15 protein-coding genes are annotated in these 15,478 nt (G+C 70.5%); 10 read left to right on the top strand and 5 right to left on the bottom strand.

All coding sequences use genetic code 11. From position 1 onward, the window contains the following. Positions 1 to 13: 13 nt before the first annotated feature. From C7Y72_RS11840 to C7Y72_RS11830, 3 genes are read right to left on the bottom strand one after another with little or no spacing between them, the layout of a single operon-like run. Positions 14 to 1,045, bottom strand: a complete 1,032-nt coding sequence (locus tag C7Y72_RS11840; protein WP_107568924.1) for an LLM class flavin-dependent oxidoreductase — start codon at positions 1,043 to 1,045, stop codon at positions 14 to 16. After that, on the bottom strand, positions 1,038 to 1,520 hold the full coding sequence (locus tag C7Y72_RS11835; RefSeq protein ID WP_233243814.1) for a PaaI family thioesterase: 483 nt from the start codon (positions 1,518 to 1,520) through the stop codon (positions 1,038 to 1,040). The genes C7Y72_RS11840 and C7Y72_RS11835 overlap by 8 nt, the downstream gene beginning before the upstream one ends. After that, on the bottom strand, positions 1,517 to 2,746 hold the full coding sequence (locus C7Y72_RS11830; RefSeq protein ID WP_107568923.1) for a cytochrome P450: 1,230 nt from the start codon (positions 2,744 to 2,746) through the stop codon (positions 1,517 to 1,519). Before C7Y72_RS11830 ends, C7Y72_RS11835 begins: the two co-directional genes overlap by 4 nt. A 99-nt stretch (positions 2,747 to 2,845) precedes the next feature. On the opposite strand from C7Y72_RS11830, the gene C7Y72_RS11825 reads away from it, so the two are divergent. The 3 genes from C7Y72_RS11825 to C7Y72_RS11815 all read left to right on the top strand — a co-directional run bounded on the left by C7Y72_RS11825 (position 2,846) and on the right by C7Y72_RS11815 (position 6,811). After that, positions 2,846 to 4,996 (top strand): MMPL family transporter, encoded by a 2,151-nt coding sequence (locus tag C7Y72_RS11825; RefSeq protein WP_107568922.1) that lies wholly within the window; start codon positions 2,846 to 2,848, stop codon positions 4,994 to 4,996. Then, the gene (locus C7Y72_RS11820; protein WP_107568921.1) at positions 4,993 to 5,595 is read left to right on the top strand and encodes a TetR/AcrR family transcriptional regulator; all 603 of its coding nucleotides are present in this window, start codon (positions 4,993 to 4,995) and stop codon (positions 5,593 to 5,595) included. Before C7Y72_RS11825 ends, C7Y72_RS11820 begins: the two co-directional genes overlap by 4 nt. Before the next feature lie 190 nt (positions 5,596 to 5,785). Continuing rightward, complete coding sequence (locus C7Y72_RS11815) at positions 5,786 to 6,811, top strand: BtrH N-terminal domain-containing protein (RefSeq protein WP_107568920.1); 1,026 nt, start codon at positions 5,786 to 5,788, stop codon at positions 6,809 to 6,811. A gap of 9 nt (positions 6,812 to 6,820) precedes the next feature. On the opposite strand, the gene C7Y72_RS11810 is transcribed toward C7Y72_RS11815, so the two are convergent. Then, complete coding sequence (locus C7Y72_RS11810; protein ID WP_107568919.1) at positions 6,821 to 7,426, bottom strand: TetR/AcrR family transcriptional regulator; 606 nt, start codon at positions 7,424 to 7,426, stop codon at positions 6,821 to 6,823. 130 nt (positions 7,427 to 7,556) lie between these two features. Here C7Y72_RS11810 and C7Y72_RS11805 point away from each other — a divergent pair, with 130 nt between their 5' ends. The 7 genes from C7Y72_RS11805 (at position 7,557) to C7Y72_RS11775 (ending at position 15,217) form a co-directional block, all read left to right on the top strand. Further along, complete coding sequence (locus C7Y72_RS11805; protein ID WP_107568918.1) at positions 7,557 to 8,789, top strand: cytochrome P450; 1,233 nt, start codon at positions 7,557 to 7,559, stop codon at positions 8,787 to 8,789. Between the two features lie 38 nt (positions 8,790 to 8,827). Next, positions 8,828 to 10,453, top strand: a complete 1,626-nt coding sequence (locus tag C7Y72_RS11800; protein WP_107568917.1) for a GMC family oxidoreductase — start codon at positions 8,828 to 8,830, stop codon at positions 10,451 to 10,453. Continuing rightward, positions 10,453 to 10,965: an SCP2 sterol-binding domain-containing protein gene (locus tag C7Y72_RS11795; RefSeq protein ID WP_107568916.1), complete on the top strand. Its 513-nt coding sequence runs from the start codon at positions 10,453 to 10,455 to the stop codon at positions 10,963 to 10,965. Before C7Y72_RS11800 ends, C7Y72_RS11795 begins: the two co-directional genes overlap by 1 nt. A gap of 115 nt (positions 10,966 to 11,080) precedes the next feature. Beyond that, positions 11,081 to 12,274, top strand: coding sequence for an acyl-CoA dehydrogenase family protein (locus C7Y72_RS11790; RefSeq protein WP_107568915.1), 1,194 nt, complete (start codon positions 11,081 to 11,083; stop codon positions 12,272 to 12,274). A gap of 124 nt (positions 12,275 to 12,398) precedes the next feature. Further along, entirely contained in the window at positions 12,399 to 12,989 is a 591-nt protein-coding gene (locus C7Y72_RS11785) for a hypothetical protein (RefSeq protein WP_146175349.1), read from the top strand. A gap of 70 nt (positions 12,990 to 13,059) precedes the next feature. Beyond that, the gene (locus C7Y72_RS11780) at positions 13,060 to 14,136 is read left to right on the top strand and encodes a HupE/UreJ family protein (protein WP_107568913.1); all 1,077 of its coding nucleotides are present in this window, start codon (positions 13,060 to 13,062) and stop codon (positions 14,134 to 14,136) included. 157 nt (positions 14,137 to 14,293) lie between these two features. After that, positions 14,294 to 15,217, top strand: coding sequence for an ArdC-like ssDNA-binding domain-containing protein (locus C7Y72_RS11775; RefSeq protein ID WP_107568912.1), 924 nt, complete (start codon positions 14,294 to 14,296; stop codon positions 15,215 to 15,217). On the opposite strand, the gene C7Y72_RS11770 is transcribed toward C7Y72_RS11775, so the two are convergent. After that, positions 15,214 to 15,459: a hypothetical protein gene (locus tag C7Y72_RS11770; protein ID WP_146175348.1), complete on the bottom strand. Its 246-nt coding sequence runs from the start codon at positions 15,457 to 15,459 to the stop codon at positions 15,214 to 15,216. The two genes, C7Y72_RS11775 and C7Y72_RS11770, sit on opposite strands and share 4 nt — an antisense overlap. Positions 15,460 to 15,478 lie beyond the last annotated feature (19 nt).

Genomic DNA, 15,478 nt, shown 5'->3' with positions numbered 1-15,478 from the left:
TGGCGCCGACCGCTCAGGGCTTCGGCTTGTGCGCGAACGTCTCGATGACGGCGCGGACGCCGGCCATGCCGGAGAAGGCGGGTGGCCAGAGCAGGGTGTGCTCGTAGACGCCCTGCCAGCGTTCTGCGTAGCGCGTGCGGACCTCGTCGGGGGTGCCGGCGAGGGTGATGGCGTCGACCATCTCGTCGGGTACGGCTTGGACGGCGGCGGCGAAGTCGCCGCCGATCCACTTCTGGCGGATCCGCTCGGCGTGGTCCTCCCAGCCGTGGTGGCGGTGCACGACGCGGTAGGTCTTGACGGTGGAGTTGAACGCGACGGTGGCGCGGGCGGCCTGCCGTGCGGCGTCCCGGTCCTCGTTGACGCTGCAGGTGAGGTACCCGGCGATGGGGATCTCGGCGTCTCGCCCGGCGTGCTCGGCGCCGGCCGCGAGTGCGGGGCGGGCGATGTCGCGGACGTACTCGGCGGTGAAGAGCGGGTGGCCGACGAGTCCGTCGCCGACCCGTCCGGCGGCGCGGATCATGCGGGGGTTGACGCCGGCGAGGTAGATCGGAAGGTCGGTCCGCGGGGGCGGTGCGACGGGCAGGGTGGGGTTGACGTGCAGTCGGTAGAACCGTCCGTCGTGGGTGATCGGTCCTTCGTGCAGGCGCAGGAGGCGTCGCAGCAGCGGCACGAGCTCCTCCATACGTGGGGCGGGGTGCTCGCCGTCGAGCCCGTGCCAGTCCTGCTGCATGCGGCGGGTTCCGGTGCCCAGCCCGAGGATCAGGCGCTGGTCGGTGAGCTCGTCGAGGTCTCGGGCTTCTGCGGCCCAGACCAGCGGCGTTCGTCCGAAGCCGTAGGCGATGGCGCTGCCGAGCGTGATGTGGCGGGTTGCGGCGGCCATGGCCGCGAGGGAGACCGTGGCGGAGCGGTCGTAGAACTCGGTGGTCCACGCTCCGGCGAAGCCGGCGTCCTCGGCGAGTCGGGCGGACTCTGCGATGTCGCGGAGTCCGCCCCCTCCGGTGATCAGCAGCGACGGTGCCGTGTCGAAGCGGGGCCTCTCAGGCATTCTGAGCCTCCCCGCCCCAGCCCTGCCAGCTCTCGGGGAGCGGCTGCCCGGAGGCCTCCCAGTGCGAGACGTCGACGTGGATGAACAGTGCGCGTGCTTCGGCGACGAGGGTGTCCCCGTCGCGGATCTCGCCGCGCATGTGGAGCTTGCGGCCGTCGATCTTCTCGCACCAGCTTTCCAGCGAGAGCGTGCGGCCCAGCAGCGCCGGGCCGCGGAAGTCGACGGTGATGGTGGCGGTCACTCCGGGTCGGTCGAGGGGGATGAGGACCTGGCCGAGGAGGTCGTCCATGATCGCGGCGATGGCACCGCCGTGGGCGTAGCCGGGCGCGCCGCTGTGGCGCTCGTCCAGGAGGACCTCGCCGTGGACGCGTTGGCCCTCGAACCAGACCCGGACCCCGAGGTTGCCCGGGTTGGCGTGGCCGCAGCCCATGCACATGGGGTCGTGGGTGCGGGCGGGAGCGCTGTGCATGCTCATCCGTTCAGCCGTACCGGAAGGTGCTTGAGCTGGCTGGAGAACTGGGAGACCACCCAGGTCGGCTCGCCGGCGATCGTCATCCTCGGCCAGCGCTTGACCGTTTCCTCGACGAGGATCCGCAGCTCGAGGCGCGCGAGCGCGGTCCCGAGGCAGAAGTGCCGGCCACCAGCCCCGAAGGCCTGGTGCTCGGGGTTGCGTGTGACGTCGAACGTGTCGGGGTTCTCGTAGACGTCCTCGTCGCGGTTGGAGGACGGGTACCACATCGCGATCTTGTCGCCCTTCTTGATCGGGCAGCCGCCGAGCTCGGTGTCCTTGGTCGCCGTGCGCCGGAAGTGGGCGAATGCCGGGAACATGCGCAGCGCCTCCTCGACGGCCGAGGGTACGAGCGAGAGGTCGGCGAGCAGCATCTCGCGCTGGTCGGGGTGCTCCATGAGCGCCCGCATCGTGCTCGAGTAGGTCGCCTTGGTGGAGTCGTTGCCGGCGGCCATGAGCAGGACGAAGCCCGCGAAGATCTCCAGGTCGGTGAGGGTGTCGCCGTCGATCTCGGCGAACACGAGCGTGCTGACCATGTCGTCGGTGGGGGTCGCCCTCCGGTCCGCGATGAGGGCCATGCACTTCTCGTACATCGGGGGGAGGTGCTCGGCCACCAGCTGCTCGATCCCGCCCGGGTTGATGTCCGGGTCGCCGAATCCCAGCAGCGTGTTGATCGCGTCCGCCCACGGCTTGTCGTCCTCGGGATCCAGTCCCATGAAGCTGCCGATGACGCGGGCCACGACCGGCTGGGCCAGGTCCAGGACGAGGTCGCACTCCTCGCGGCCGTCCAAGCCTTCGATCACCGTGGCGGTGATCTGTCGGATGGCGGGCTCGTGCTGGGCGATCGCCTTGGGGGTGAAGGCCCGCTGGAACAGCGCCTTGATGCGGTCGTGCATCGGTGGGTCCATGCCGATGAACATCCCGCGGACGAGGTCCTGCGGGACCCCGTGGTCGGTGAGGAGGAAGTTCTCCGCCGAGGAGTAGGTCTGCCAGTCGCGGCTGACCGCGTGGATGTGCTCGGCCTTGGTCACCGACCAGAAGCCGCTGTCCTGGGGCGTCTGGCTGATGCCGCTGCTCCAGTGCACGGGGCAGCGGTCGCGCAGGGCGCGGAAGACCTCGTGGGGCGGTCCGCTCTCCCACAGCTCGTTGTCGGCGACGCGAAGATCCTCAAGTCGGCGTTCCTGAGTTGACATGGTGTCGAGCCTAGCGAAAGGTATCCGTACGGTGCGGAATTTCTCACCGGTCGGTACGGTGCGTTTGATGAGCATGTCGCGCGAGCAAGACCGGACGTGATGATTCGCGTCACCGCCTGGTCGGTCCGGCGACCGTGGCGTGCCCTTGCCGTCTGGGCGCTGGTGACGGTCTCCCTGGCCGCGCTCGGTTCCCAGCTGCCTGGACATCTCGCGTCGACGTCGATCGAGGTTCCCGGATCGAGCAGTGCCCGGGCCGGGGAGGTCGACCGACGTGCCTTCGGCGCGCGCAGCGAGGTCCCGGTGCTCCTCACCGGGCCTCCGGCGCAGGTGGCGAAGCAGCGCCTCGCGCTCACGGCCGCTCTGGACGCACTTCCGGTGGTCCGCGCATCCGCGGTTCCCGGCCGGCATCTGCCCCGGTCCGGCGACGGCGCACGGCGGTCGCAGCTGGTCGTGGCCCGCGTCCCGTCGGTGCAGAGCTTCGACGGGGAGGCGGCCGAGAGGGTCCGCCGCGTCGTCGACCGTACCGTGACCCCTCCCGTGGTCGCGTCGGTGACCGGGTTCTCCGCGATCGGCGGCGCGGTCTCCGAGGAGTCCGTCGCCGCCGCGCACGATGCCGAGCTCATCGCGATCCCCATCCTGCTGATCGTCCTGCTGCTCGTCTTCCGCTCCCCCGTCGCGGCCGGGATCCCCGCCCTGCTGGGCCTGGCGACCGTCGCCTCCGCCTACGGCCTGGTCGACCTCGTCGCCCGGTCGCGGGACATCACCGACGTGGCCACCCCGCTGACCTCGATGCTCGGTCTCGCGCTCGGGGTCGACTACGCCCTGCTGATGGTCTCGCGCTTCCGGGAGTTCCTCGCCGACGGCCTGTCGGTGACCGACGCCGCCCTGAGCTCCGGACAGTCCTCGGGTCGCACCGTCGTCTTCGCAGGAGCGACGCTGCTGCTGACGATGATCACCGCGATGCTCCTGTCCCCCGGGAGCTTCCTGCTCTCGGCCGCGGTCGGCGTCTCCGCCGCCGGGATCATGGGCATGTACGGAGCACTGCTGGCCGTCCCCGCGATGCTCGTCCTGCTCGGGACCAACATCGACCGGCTGCGCATCGGCGGACCGAGCCGCAGCGGCGGCGGGTGGGCGCGCTACGCCGACGCCGTCCAGCGACGCCCGATCCCGGCAACGGCGGCAGCCCTCGTGGTCCTCCTGGCCCTCGCCCCCGCCGCCCTGGGCCTGGACACCGGCCCTCCGGACGTCCGGACGCTCCCCTCCGACACCCGGGCACGGCTCGACACCGAGACGACCGCCCGGGCGATCGGACCGGGATGGATCGCCCCCGCGCGGATCCTCGCCGCACCAGGGCCACAGGGTCGCCCGCCGTCCCCTCCAGCCGTCGACCAGCTGCGCCAGGAGCTCCGGAGCGACCCTGCGGTCCAAGCGGTGCTCGGCCCCGAACGCGGCCGCGACGGCGTCCTGGCGCTGACGGTCATCCCGAAGCGCGCCGCGAACGACCCCGAGACGGACGCGCTGCTCCGGACCCTTCGCGCCCGGGCGCGCGAAGCACCTGCCGAGGCTGGCCAGGTGTCCGTGGGCGGTGTGGCTGCGCAACTGGCCGACTACCGTCGCGTGCTGTCGGCCCGCCTCCCCGTGTTGATCGCCGCACTGAGCGTCGTCGCGCTGCTGGCGCTGATCGTCGTGCTGCGGGCCCTGGTCGTCCCCCTGATCAGCATCGTGCTCAACCTGATCACCGTGACCGCGTCGCTCGGCGTCCTGGCACTCGTGAGCACCGGCGAGGACCCGCTGCTCGGCGGCGCCGGCTTCGCCGACATCCTCGCCCTGTTCGGGATGTTCGCGATCGTCTTCGCGCTCTCGCTCGACTACCAGGTCTTCATCCTCGCCCGCATGCGCGAGAGCTTCGACCACACCGGACGCCTCGACCTCGCCATCACCCAGTCGATCGACGCCACCGGGCGCGTCATCACCGGCGCAGCCGCCATCATGGGAGGCGTGTTCCTCGCGTTCATGGCGACCAAGCTGCAGACCGTCCGCCAGCCCGGAGCCGGGCTCGTCACCGCCGTCGTCATCGACGCCACCCTCGTCAGACTCGTCCTGCTGCCCGCGACGATGCGACTGGCCGGCCGGTGGTGCTTCTGGCTGCCCGCATGGCTCGACAGGCGTCTCCCGCGATTGGCCCTTGAGGGCCCGTCACAGCCCACGATCTGCACCCCCCCGGCCCCGGCGACAGCCCGCCAGCTGTGAGCACACCGACACACCTCACCGCCAAGGGCGACGCCCGCGCGCGCCTCATCATCGAGGCCACCCTGCGATGCCTGGCGACAGACGGCTACGCCGGCGCCTCGATCCAGCGGATCGCCGACGAGGCCGGGATCCCGAAGCGGTCGGTCCTCTACTACTACGGCAGCCGCGACCAGCTCTTCGCCCACGTCATCCCGGCGATCGTCGCCCGCTTCGTGGACCAGGTCCAGGAAGCGGTCGCCGGCCTCGACAACGCCCCCGCCGTGGTCGACATCGGCTTCCACGCCCTTTGGGACGCGCTCACCCAGGACCGCGGACTCATGATCGCCTGGTTCGGTCTGCAGACCGAAGCCATCACCAACCCCGAGCTCCAACCCGTCGCCGACGCCGCAACGGGTCGCCTGCGCGGACTCTTCGCCCAGCTCATCACCGAGCACCAGGCACGCGGCGGCGCCCTGCGCATCCCGTCCGCGACCCTCCAGACCCTGGTGCTCGCCGGCATCCAGGGCCTGGCACTGGAATGGCTGGCCCGCGGCACCACCCCAGACCTCGAACGCTCGATCGCCGAGTTCCAGGCCTGGGTCGTGCACGTGGCCAGCTGACGAACGCCGGACCGGGGCGCCCTACGCCGTCTCGACCGGGGGCCGTCTGACACGGCCTGGACATCTTCTCTTACAGTGTGTCAGGCTATGTGTCGGCCCGTTCAGGACACCCCGAGCCAGCAAGGAGATCCCGTGCGCCGCCCCGCCCCCCCCCCCCCGTCACACCCCCCGCGCGAGTCCGGAGGCCCGCATGACCGGCACAGCGTCCACGGTCGCACACCGGTTCACGCACGTCCGGGCCGGCCACTGTGCGTCGGGAAGCCTTCGCGACGTCCTCGCCTTCCATGGGCTCGACTACGGCCGTGGCCCCCTGTCGGAGGGGATGTGCTTCGGGCTAGGGAGCGGTCTGGGCTTCATGTACGCGCCGGTCCCGCAGGTGACGCCGCCGATCTACGTCGTGGGCAGGACCGAGGCGCTCGAGGAGAGCTTTGCCCTGAACCTCGACGTTCCGCTCTCGATCAGAGACACGGACGGTGCGGCGACCGGGCTGCGCTGGGTCCGCGAGGAGCTCGAGCGCGGCCGGCCCTCGATCGTGTGGACGGACATCGCCGAGCTCGAGTACCTGCGGGTTCGGATGTCCAACACCCGACACGCGATCGTCGTCGTGGAGGTCGACGAGGAGGCGGGTGTCGCGCTCGTGGCCGACAACGACCGTGACGGCCTGCAGCCGTGCTCGCTGGAGTCTCTCGCCCGCGCACGCTCCTCCAGTGGTTTCCCCGGTCCCAATCTGCACCGCACCTTCGTCTATGACTGGCCGGACCGCCTCGCCGATCCCGCCGCGGCGATCACGCGCTCGATCCGCGGGAGCATCGCGAACATGCGCGACGGCGGGGCCCGGCTCGGAGGCATGGAGGCCCCGGCAGGACTCGAGGGCGTGAACCGGTTCGCCGAGGACTACGCGCGGTGGCCGCAGACCTTCGGCGAGGACCTTCCCACCATCCTGTCCGCGCTGTCGATCTTCATCGTCAAGGCCGGAACCGGGGGCGCACTGTTCCGCTCGCTGTACGCCGAGTTCCTGTCGGACTCCGCGACACTCCTCGACGACGCCGCCCTGGCCGATACGGCTCGCACGGCGGACGGGCTCGCTGAAGGCTGGCGATCGCTGGCGGCAGCCGCGCGGTCAGGTGATCACGAGACGGGCACGGAGGTCCTCGCCGGTGTCGTGGCGGCCGAGCACCGGCTCGTCGAGGAGCTGGAGCGCTGGATCGCCCGCTGACCTCGATCGTCACGCGCCGGCGGTGATCTCCGGCAGCACGGAGCGCCACAGGCGCACGAGGGCGGCGAGGAGGTCCTCGTCCTCGACCTGCGGCGCGTCGAGATGCTCGGCCAGCGAACGCTGGGTCATCCAGACCAGCGCGAAGGCGTCCGCACGGATGGCGCCGGCCGGACGATCCGGAGTGAGCTCGCTGGCGCGCTCGACCACGGCCTCGATGAACCGGGCGTGGAACTCCCGCCAGAAGACGGCGACCTCGGGGTCGTAGGTGGACGCCTCGACGATCGCCCTGAGCGTCGCGTGGTCACCGCGGAACGCCTCCAGAACACCGCGGAGCGTCGAGTGCAGATCGTCGTCCCGCAGCTCGAGCCAGGCGTCCGCGGCGACGTGCGTCCGTCGTTCGAAGCGGGCACCCAGAGCGAGGATCAGATCGCGCTTGTCCACGAAGTACGCGTAGAAGGTCGGCCTCGAGATCGAGGCCTCCGCCGCGATCGCGGCGACGCTGACCTCGGCGTAGGAGACCCCCCGCCCCAGCAGCTGCACGGTCGCCTCGAGAATCGAGTCCCGGTTGACCGCCGCGGTCTGACCGCTCGCTGGACGCTTGGAGAGCACGCTCATCTCCGGAGACGATACACGACGTCGACCATGGACTTTTCACCCATTCTGACGCTGCTCTTGACAGCCTGTAAAACATCTGGTTAGGCTCGCTGTCGTCCCTGGAGTCGCGAGTCGAGGAGAGCCGTCCCGCATGTCTACGTCGTCGCCTGATCTGAAGAACGTCCGAGTCGCCGATCCGGAGCACTGGCGCGAGGGCGCGCCGCTGGAGCTGTTCAAGCAGCTGCGCAGCGCGTGTCCCGTGCACTGGAGCTCGGGCATGACGAGCTTCCCCGACGAGCCCGGGTTCTGGTCGGTGACCAACCAGGAGCTCGTCCACGAGGTCAGCCGCAACTGGCAGCTGTACTCCTCCGAGCTCGGTGGCATGGTCGGCATGCCGTGGGTGCAGCTCGAGGTGCAGAACGGGATGTTCATCGGCATGGACCCGCCCAAGCACGGCCGGCTCAAGTCGCTCTTCCAGCGCGGGTTCACGCCCAAGCGGATCGCCGAGCACGAGGACGCGATCCGCGCGATCGCCCGCCAGGCCCTGGACAGGCTCGACGGCCGCGAGGAGATCGACGTCGTCACCGACTACGCACAGCCGGTCGTCTCACGCGTCATCGGCAGCTTCATGGGCATCGCCCCGGAGGACGACGCGATGTGGGCGGAGCTGATGAACCGACTGGTCGGCGGCGACGACGCCGAGATGAATCCCGAGGGACCGCAGGACGTCATCGAGACGGTCATCCCGATGATCGTCGAGCGCTGCCAGGTGCTCATCGACGAGCGACGCGAGAACCCGACCGACGATCTCATGAGCATCCTGGTCAACGCGGAGGTCGACGGCGACAAGCTCAGCGACTGGGAGATCGTCATGGGCTTCATCCTGCTCGTGACCGCGGGCAACGACAGCACGAAGGCCACCTTCTGCAGCGGCGTCAAGGCGCTCATCGAGAACCCCGACGAGCGCGCGAAGGTCATCGCCGATCCCGCGCTGATCCCGAGCATGGTCGAGGAGTGCCTGCGGATGTTCCCGGCGTTCGCGCACTTCCGCCGGACGGCGACCGAGGACACCGAGCTCGGCGGCTGCCCGATCAAGAAGGGCGACAAGGTCATGATGTGGTACCCGGCGACCGGCTACGACGAAGCCGTCTACGACGAGCCCGAGGCGTTCCGCGTCGAGCGCAACCCCGAGCACCAGGCGTTCGGGGCCGGCGGCCGTCACTTCTGCCTCGGGACCGCTCTGGCCCGGCTGGAGCTGAAGGTCATGTTCGAGGAGTTCCTCGGCCGCTACCCCGACCTCGAGTTCGCCGGGCGGCCGCGGTACGCCACCGCGATCTTCGTGAACCAGCTCACCACGCTGCCGGTGCGACTCGGCACCGCCTGAGTCCCGACCGCGCCACCAGCACCCACGAGGAGCATCTCATGACCCAGACCTACGACAACATCGTCATCGGCGGCGGCGCGGCAGGCTGCGTCGTCGCCGCGCGACTGAGCGAGGATCCCGACCGCAAGGTCCTCCTGCTCGAAGCCGGCGGCCACAACCGCCGACTGTCGGTGAAGGCCCCTGCGGCGTTCTCCAGCCAGTTCGGCACCAAGCTCGACTGGGAGTACTGGACCGAGCCCGAGGAGAACCTGTTCGGCCGCAGCCTGCACGAGCCACGCGGCAAGCTCCTGGGCGGCTGCTCCTCGATGAACGCGATGATGTACGTCCGCGGCAACGCCTACGACTACGACTCGTGGGTCCAGCAGGGAGCCGACGGCTGGTCGGCCGAAGAGGTGCTCCCGTTCTTCCGCCGCTCCGAGCGCAACGCCGACCTCGCCGGCCCCTACCACGGCACCGACGGCCCGATGAGCGTCTGCACGGTGACGCCGGACCCGGTCACCCGCCGCGTGGTCGAGGCCTGCGTCGAGGCCGGCTTCGAGCGCCGTGACGACATCAACGGCGAACGTCAGGAGGGCGTGACCTTCACGCAGGTCAACCAGCACAAGGGCGTCCGCCACGACACCGCCACGGCCTTCCTGCAGCCTGCCCGCAGGCGCCCCAACCTCACCGTGCGCACCGGAGCCCTCGTGCACCGCGTGCTCCTGCGCGACGGCCGAGCCGACGGCGTGGAGGTCTCCTTCGGCAAGGACCGCGAGATCTTCCGCGCGGCCGGCGACATCGTCCTGAGCGCCGGCGCGTTCGGCACCCCGGAGATCCTGCAGCGCTCGGGCATCGGTCCTGCCGACCACCTGCGCAGCGTCGGCGTACCCGTCGAGATCGATCTGCCGGCGGTCGGTCGCAACCTGATGGAGCACCCGTTCCAGTTCGTCAACTGGGAGCTCAAGGGCGCCGACCTCGGGCTCGCCGACATCTCCCACCCCAAGCACCTCGCACGCTGGGTCGCCACCCGCAAGGGCAAGCTGGCCAGCAACGTCGGCGAGGCACTCGCGTTCTTCCGCACCGACCGGTCGCTCCCGGCGCCGGACATGGAGTTCGTCATCGCACCGCTGTTCTTCTGGGAGCACGGCAAGCGCCAGCACCCCCGGCCGGCGTTCTCGATCGGCCTGTCCTACATCGCCCCGACCAGTCGCGGCTCGGTCATGATCCGCTCCAGCGACCCGACCGACAAGGCGCGCGTCAAGTTGCGCATGCTCAGCGACCCGGCCGAGGTCACCGCCATCGCCACCGGGATCGAGCGAGCCCGCGAGGTCGCCGCGCAGCCCGCACTCCGCGAGATGTGCGGGATGGAGATCAACCCGGGCCCGTGGGTCCGGACTTCCGAGGCGGTCGGCGAGTACATCCGGGGCACCGTCGAGCACACCTACCACCCGGCCTGCACCGCCCGGATCGGCTCCCCCCAGGACGGGGCCTGCGACGCCCGGCTGCGCGTCCACGGCGTCGAGGGCCTCCGCATCGCGGACGCCTCGGCGATGCCGACCATCACCCGCGGCAACACGCACGCACCCACGATCATGATCGGCGAACGCTGCGCCGACTTCGTACGTGCCGGCAGCACCGACCGGCCCGCAGCATCGCACGGTCAGCTGATCGGCCAGGTCGCCTGATGAGCACGCCAAATCGGCGAGCCGACCGGGCCGGTCTCGGCGTGGAGCGGGCCGCGACGCCGCCGAGTGCCGAGCGGGCACAGGCCGTCTACGACGCGTTCGTCGACGTGATGACGAAGGCCACGCTGCACTCGGAGATCAGCAGCCGGCTGAGTTTCGCGGACATTGTCGCGCACGTGCACCTGCGTGACGCCCCCCAGGAACTGGCGCTCACCCTGCTGTTCGATCGCTCGCCCGTCGAGATCGCCCACGGCGCAGTCGGGCAGGCCGACGTCGAGCTGTTCATCGACACGCAGGACGTCCTGCGCTTCTGGACCGGGGACATGCACCTGGCGATGGCCATCGCCGCAGGCCACGTCGACTACAGCGGGCCCGTCCGAAAGCTGCTGCGCATCGTCCCGATCGCACGCCGACTCGTCGCGGATTTCGCAGCCCAGGCGCTCGACAGCGGCCTCGCTGCCGAAGACGAGCCAGGGCTGCGTTCACCGCTCGTCGCGCCCATCACCGACTGAGAGGAACCCGACCCGTGTTGGCCCACACCATCGGTGGAGCGCTTCAGCAGCGACCAGCGCCCTCGTCCCCCCGGCAGGGCGCGGTCTGCCCGCGGCCTCCTCGTAGGCTCCGCCCATGACGCTCGAGTCGACCGGAACCTCCTCGCCCTGGTTCGCTCTCGGGCACGACCACCGGCTCATCCTCGAGCAGGTCGAGCGCTTCGCCAGGGACCGCTTCTGGCCGGTGCAGGAGCGGATGGACACCGAGGAGTGGTGGCCCGACGACGCGTTCCCGGCCCTCGGCGAAGCCGGCTATCTGGGCTGCACCGTCCCCACGGAGCTGGGCGGTGCCGGCCTGGACTTCTTCTCCTCGGCGCTGGTCGCGCAAGCGCTGTCCAAGTGGAACCCCGCTGTCGGCCTGGCGGTCCTCGCCCACGAGAACCTCTGCCTCAACAACATCCTCGCCAACGGGTCCCCGGACCTCGTCGAGCGGTTCATCCCCGGCATGAGCGACGGGACGATCGTGGGCGCCCTCGGGCTGACCGAGCCGGGCGCGGGCTCCGACGCCCTGGGCAGCATGCGGACGACCGCCAGGCGCGACGGCGACCACTACGTCCTGAACGGCACGAAGCTCTACATCACCAACGGCCCGATCGCCGACGTCGTCCTCGTCTACGCGAAGACGACCCCGGAGAACGGCGCGCACGGCATCACGGCCTTCGCCGTCGAGACCGACACGCCGGGCTTCGAGGTCGCGCAGAAGATGATCAAGATGGGCTTCCGCGGCAGCCAGACCGCGGAGATCGTCCTGGACGGCTGCCGCGTGCCGGTCGAGAACGTCGTCGGCGAGGTCGACAAGGGCGTGCGGGTCGTGATGAGCGGCCTGGACCTCGAGCGCATCGGCCTGGCGTTCATGATGATCGGGATGTGCGAGCGGGCCCTGGAGCTCAGCGTCGACTACGCGAAGTCGCGCGAGCAGTTCGGGCAGGCGATCGGGACCTTCCAGTTCGTGCAGGGCATGGTCGCCGACATCTACGCGGAGACCGAGTCGCTGCGGGCCTTCTGCTACCAGGTGGGCGCCGAGGTCAATGACCTCGAGCACGGTGCCAACCGCCAGCACGTCAGCAAGCGCGCCGCCGCGGTCGTGCTGCAGGCCGGGCTCGTGCTGATGCGCTGCGTCGACCGCGCCGTGCAGATCCACGGCGGGTCGGGCTACATCTGGGAGATGGAGGTCAATCGGCTCTACCGGGCCGGCAAGCTGCTGCAGATCGGCGCCGGGACCAACGAGGTGCGGCGGATCATCATCGCGCGGGACCTCTTGGGCCGCTGAGCAGCTCGACCGCGCAACCCCCTCGGGCGGGAAGAGGTAGGCGCCACGTCCAGGTCGGCCCCGAGCGACGTCGCTACTCTTCTCCCGCGCAGCGAGGTGCGTGGTGTGGTTCCCTTTGACGCCCGTGGTTGACCGCATCGGCCTCATCCGGCTCTACGCCCTGCTCGTCCTCGGATCGCTGGCCCTGCACGAGGTCCGCTACGCACTGCCGTCCGGACAGGCGCTGGAGGCCTCCCACGGCGGGGGCCACGGATACCTCGCCCTGGTGTCCCCGCTCGTGGGCATGGTCGCTGCGCTGGTGCTCGCCACCGGCGTGCTCCGTGCTGCGGCGGCGGCCTCGACGACGCCGGCCTCCGTCCTGCGCGTGGCCCGGCTGTGGCCGCTACTGAGCGCCGGGGTCTTCGGACTCTACGCGGGGCAGGAGCTGCTGGAGGGTGCGCTCGCCCACCATCACCCCGAGCGCTTCGCAGCCGTCTTCGGCTCCGGCGGCTGGATGGCGATGCCCACCGCGATCGCGATCGGAGCCGCCCTCGCCTTCACGGTTAGGATCGCCGACGCCGCCGTCAGGAAAGCCCGGGACGCCGGCGCGATCGCGCTCGAGATCCGGCTCGTCCCCGCGGCTCCCGCGCTGCGGTTCGCCTTCCGGGACGTTGTGGTCCCGCGGGCCGCTCCCCTGCGCCACCGCGCGGGCCGCGGTCCTCCCCGAACGGTCTGAAGCACGACGTCGCCTTCCAGCCGGAAGGCCCGCGCTGACACCGTTCTCGACCAGACCTCTCGGAGGATCCATGACCCTGCCTGCACGCGGCCGCCTCTGCGCCGCCGCCGGCCTCGCCCTGCTCCTGCTGCCCGCCACCGCGGCGGCCCACGGAATCTCGGGCGACGCCACCGACAAGACCACCCTGGAATACGTCCCGCTCGGCATCGAGCACATGCTGCTCGGCTGGGACCACCTGCTGTTCGTCCTGGGAATCGTGCTGCTCGCACGCGCCCCCATGCGTGCCGCCAAGCTCATCTCGTTCTTCGTCGCCGGACACAGCTTCACCCTGATCGTCGCGACCCTCGCCGAATGGCGCGTCTCCCCCACGCTCGTCGACGTGGCCATCGCGCTCAGCGTGGTGTTCGTCGCCGCCCTCGGCCTGCAACGCGAACGACTCGACGACCGCGCCGTCTGGCCCGCCGCCACCACCCTCGGCTTCGGCCTGATCCACGGCCTCGGCCTCTCCACACGACTGCAGGACCTCGGCATCCCCGACGACGGACTCCTGGGCAAGACCATCGCCTTCAACGTCGGCGTCGAGATCGGCCAGCTCGTCGCCGTCCTGATCATGTTCGCGATCGTCTTCCTCCTGGCCAAGCGCATCGCGCGCTGGACCGAGGTCCGGCGCAGCATGTTCGCCGTCATCGGCGTGGCCGGCCTCCTGGCCGCCGTGGTCCTCGCCGTGCAGGGCGAGGACGACCAGCCCAACGCGACACCCGACCGGAACGTCAGCTCCGCAACCGCGGGCGTGTGTACGACCGTCGACGAGACGCCCGTCGGGGGCCTCGCAGGTCAACACCCGGCCAAGAAGTTCTTCGGACCCGCGGAGCAGGTCCCGGAGGAGGACCTCGCACACGTCCGCGGCGACGGCTGGGTGATCGTCCGCTACAGCGCGACCGCCACCCCGGCGCAGGTCCGGGCCCTGCAGACGTGGATCGACGGATCGGACCGCGCGATCGCCGCCGCACCGGACCCCAAGCAACGCCAAGCACTCGTGGCCACGACCGCCAGACGGAAGATGAGCTGCCAGCGCCACGACGTCTCGGCGATCAAGCAGTTCGCAGCCGCGTGGCTCGAAGACGTCAAGGCTGGGCGAATTCAGTAACGGCGTGGGCGGGACGCTCCGGCCCAGGCGGCGCGCGCCCCCGGCTCCGTTGCAACACCGACCCCTTTCGATCGTGGCACGGCATCCCTGCCGTGCCTGGTCGTTGGGGATCGGTCCCGCACCGGGCGGGGCCACCGAGATGCATCGGAGGCGTCGGATGTCGACGAGTACCAAGCAGCGACCGTCGAAGGAGACGGAGGAGGAGCGCCAGGCGCGCCGGGAGACGGACCGTCAGCGGGCGCAGGAGGCGGTCGAGGCGCTGCGGTCGAGCGAGGGGTGGCAGCGGTGGCTGGGGTTGCGCCGGCACTTCCACCGGTACTCGCTCTCGAACCAGTTGCTGATCGCGTTGCAGATGCCGGAGGCGTCGAGGGTCGCGGGGTTCCGGGCGTGGCTACGGCTGGGCTACTGCGTGGCTAAGGGCGAGCGGGCGATCCGGGTGTGGGTCCCGATGCCGCCGTCCAAGGCGCAGCTGAAGGAGTGGATGGAGGCCGGGGCCCCGGCCAATGAGAAGCCGCGCGTGCGGTTCCGGCTCGGACCGGTGTTCGACCGCTCGCAGGTCGTGCCGCTGCCGCCGCCGGCCGAGCCGGTCCCGTTGGACCCGCCGATCATCGAGCCCGAGGGCGACTCGCTGGGTTGGGCGTTCCCGCGCCTGTGTGCACTGGCCGGCGAGCTGGGCTGCGGCGTGGTGATCGAGCGGATGCCCGACGGGACCGGCGGGTGCTTCATGCCCGAGCTGCGCGTCATCTCCCTGAACGAGGCGAACTCGGTGAACCATCAGGTCAAGACGATGGTGCACGAGCTTGGGCACGCGCTGATGCGCTGGTCGATCGAGAAGGGCGAGGTCGAGCTGACCTACTCCCAGGAAGAGCTCGTCGTGGAGTCGGTCGCCTACACGGTGTGCGGCTCGATCGGACTGGATACCAGCGACTATTCCATCCCCTTCCTCACCTCCTGGAGCGAGCGGACGCCGATGGAGGTCGTGGAGCGCTGCGCGGCGTGGGTCGACCAGATCGCCAAGCGCATCGAGGACTGCGTCGGCGACCCGCCCGGCAGTCCGCTCGTCCCGATCCCGGGCGCCTAGCTCGCGAAGCCGGCGGCAGCCAGCTGGGTGCCGGTCAGCTCCCACGGCTGGCCGGCACCCCACGCTGCGGCGATCTCGTCCAGGAAGACGTGGAGCTCGGTGCGGTTCGGCGGGCGGCCGAGCCAGTGCCGCAGTACGACGGCCGCGACGTGCCCTTTGTCGGCCGTGGTCTCCCAGTCCAGGAGCACCCGCGATCCGGAGGCGAGCACCAGCTCGCTCCGCCCGCCACGGTTGCTACGCACGCAGCATGTGATGTGGGTG

Origin of the sequence: Paraconexibacter algicola (genome assembly GCF_003044185.1) — a bacterium.
Taxonomy (GTDB): domain Bacteria; phylum Actinomycetota; class Thermoleophilia; order Solirubrobacterales; family Solirubrobacteraceae; genus Paraconexibacter; species Paraconexibacter algicola.
Note: the sequence above shows the minus strand (reverse complement) of the source record. Positions and strands in the feature narration are given on the sequence as shown.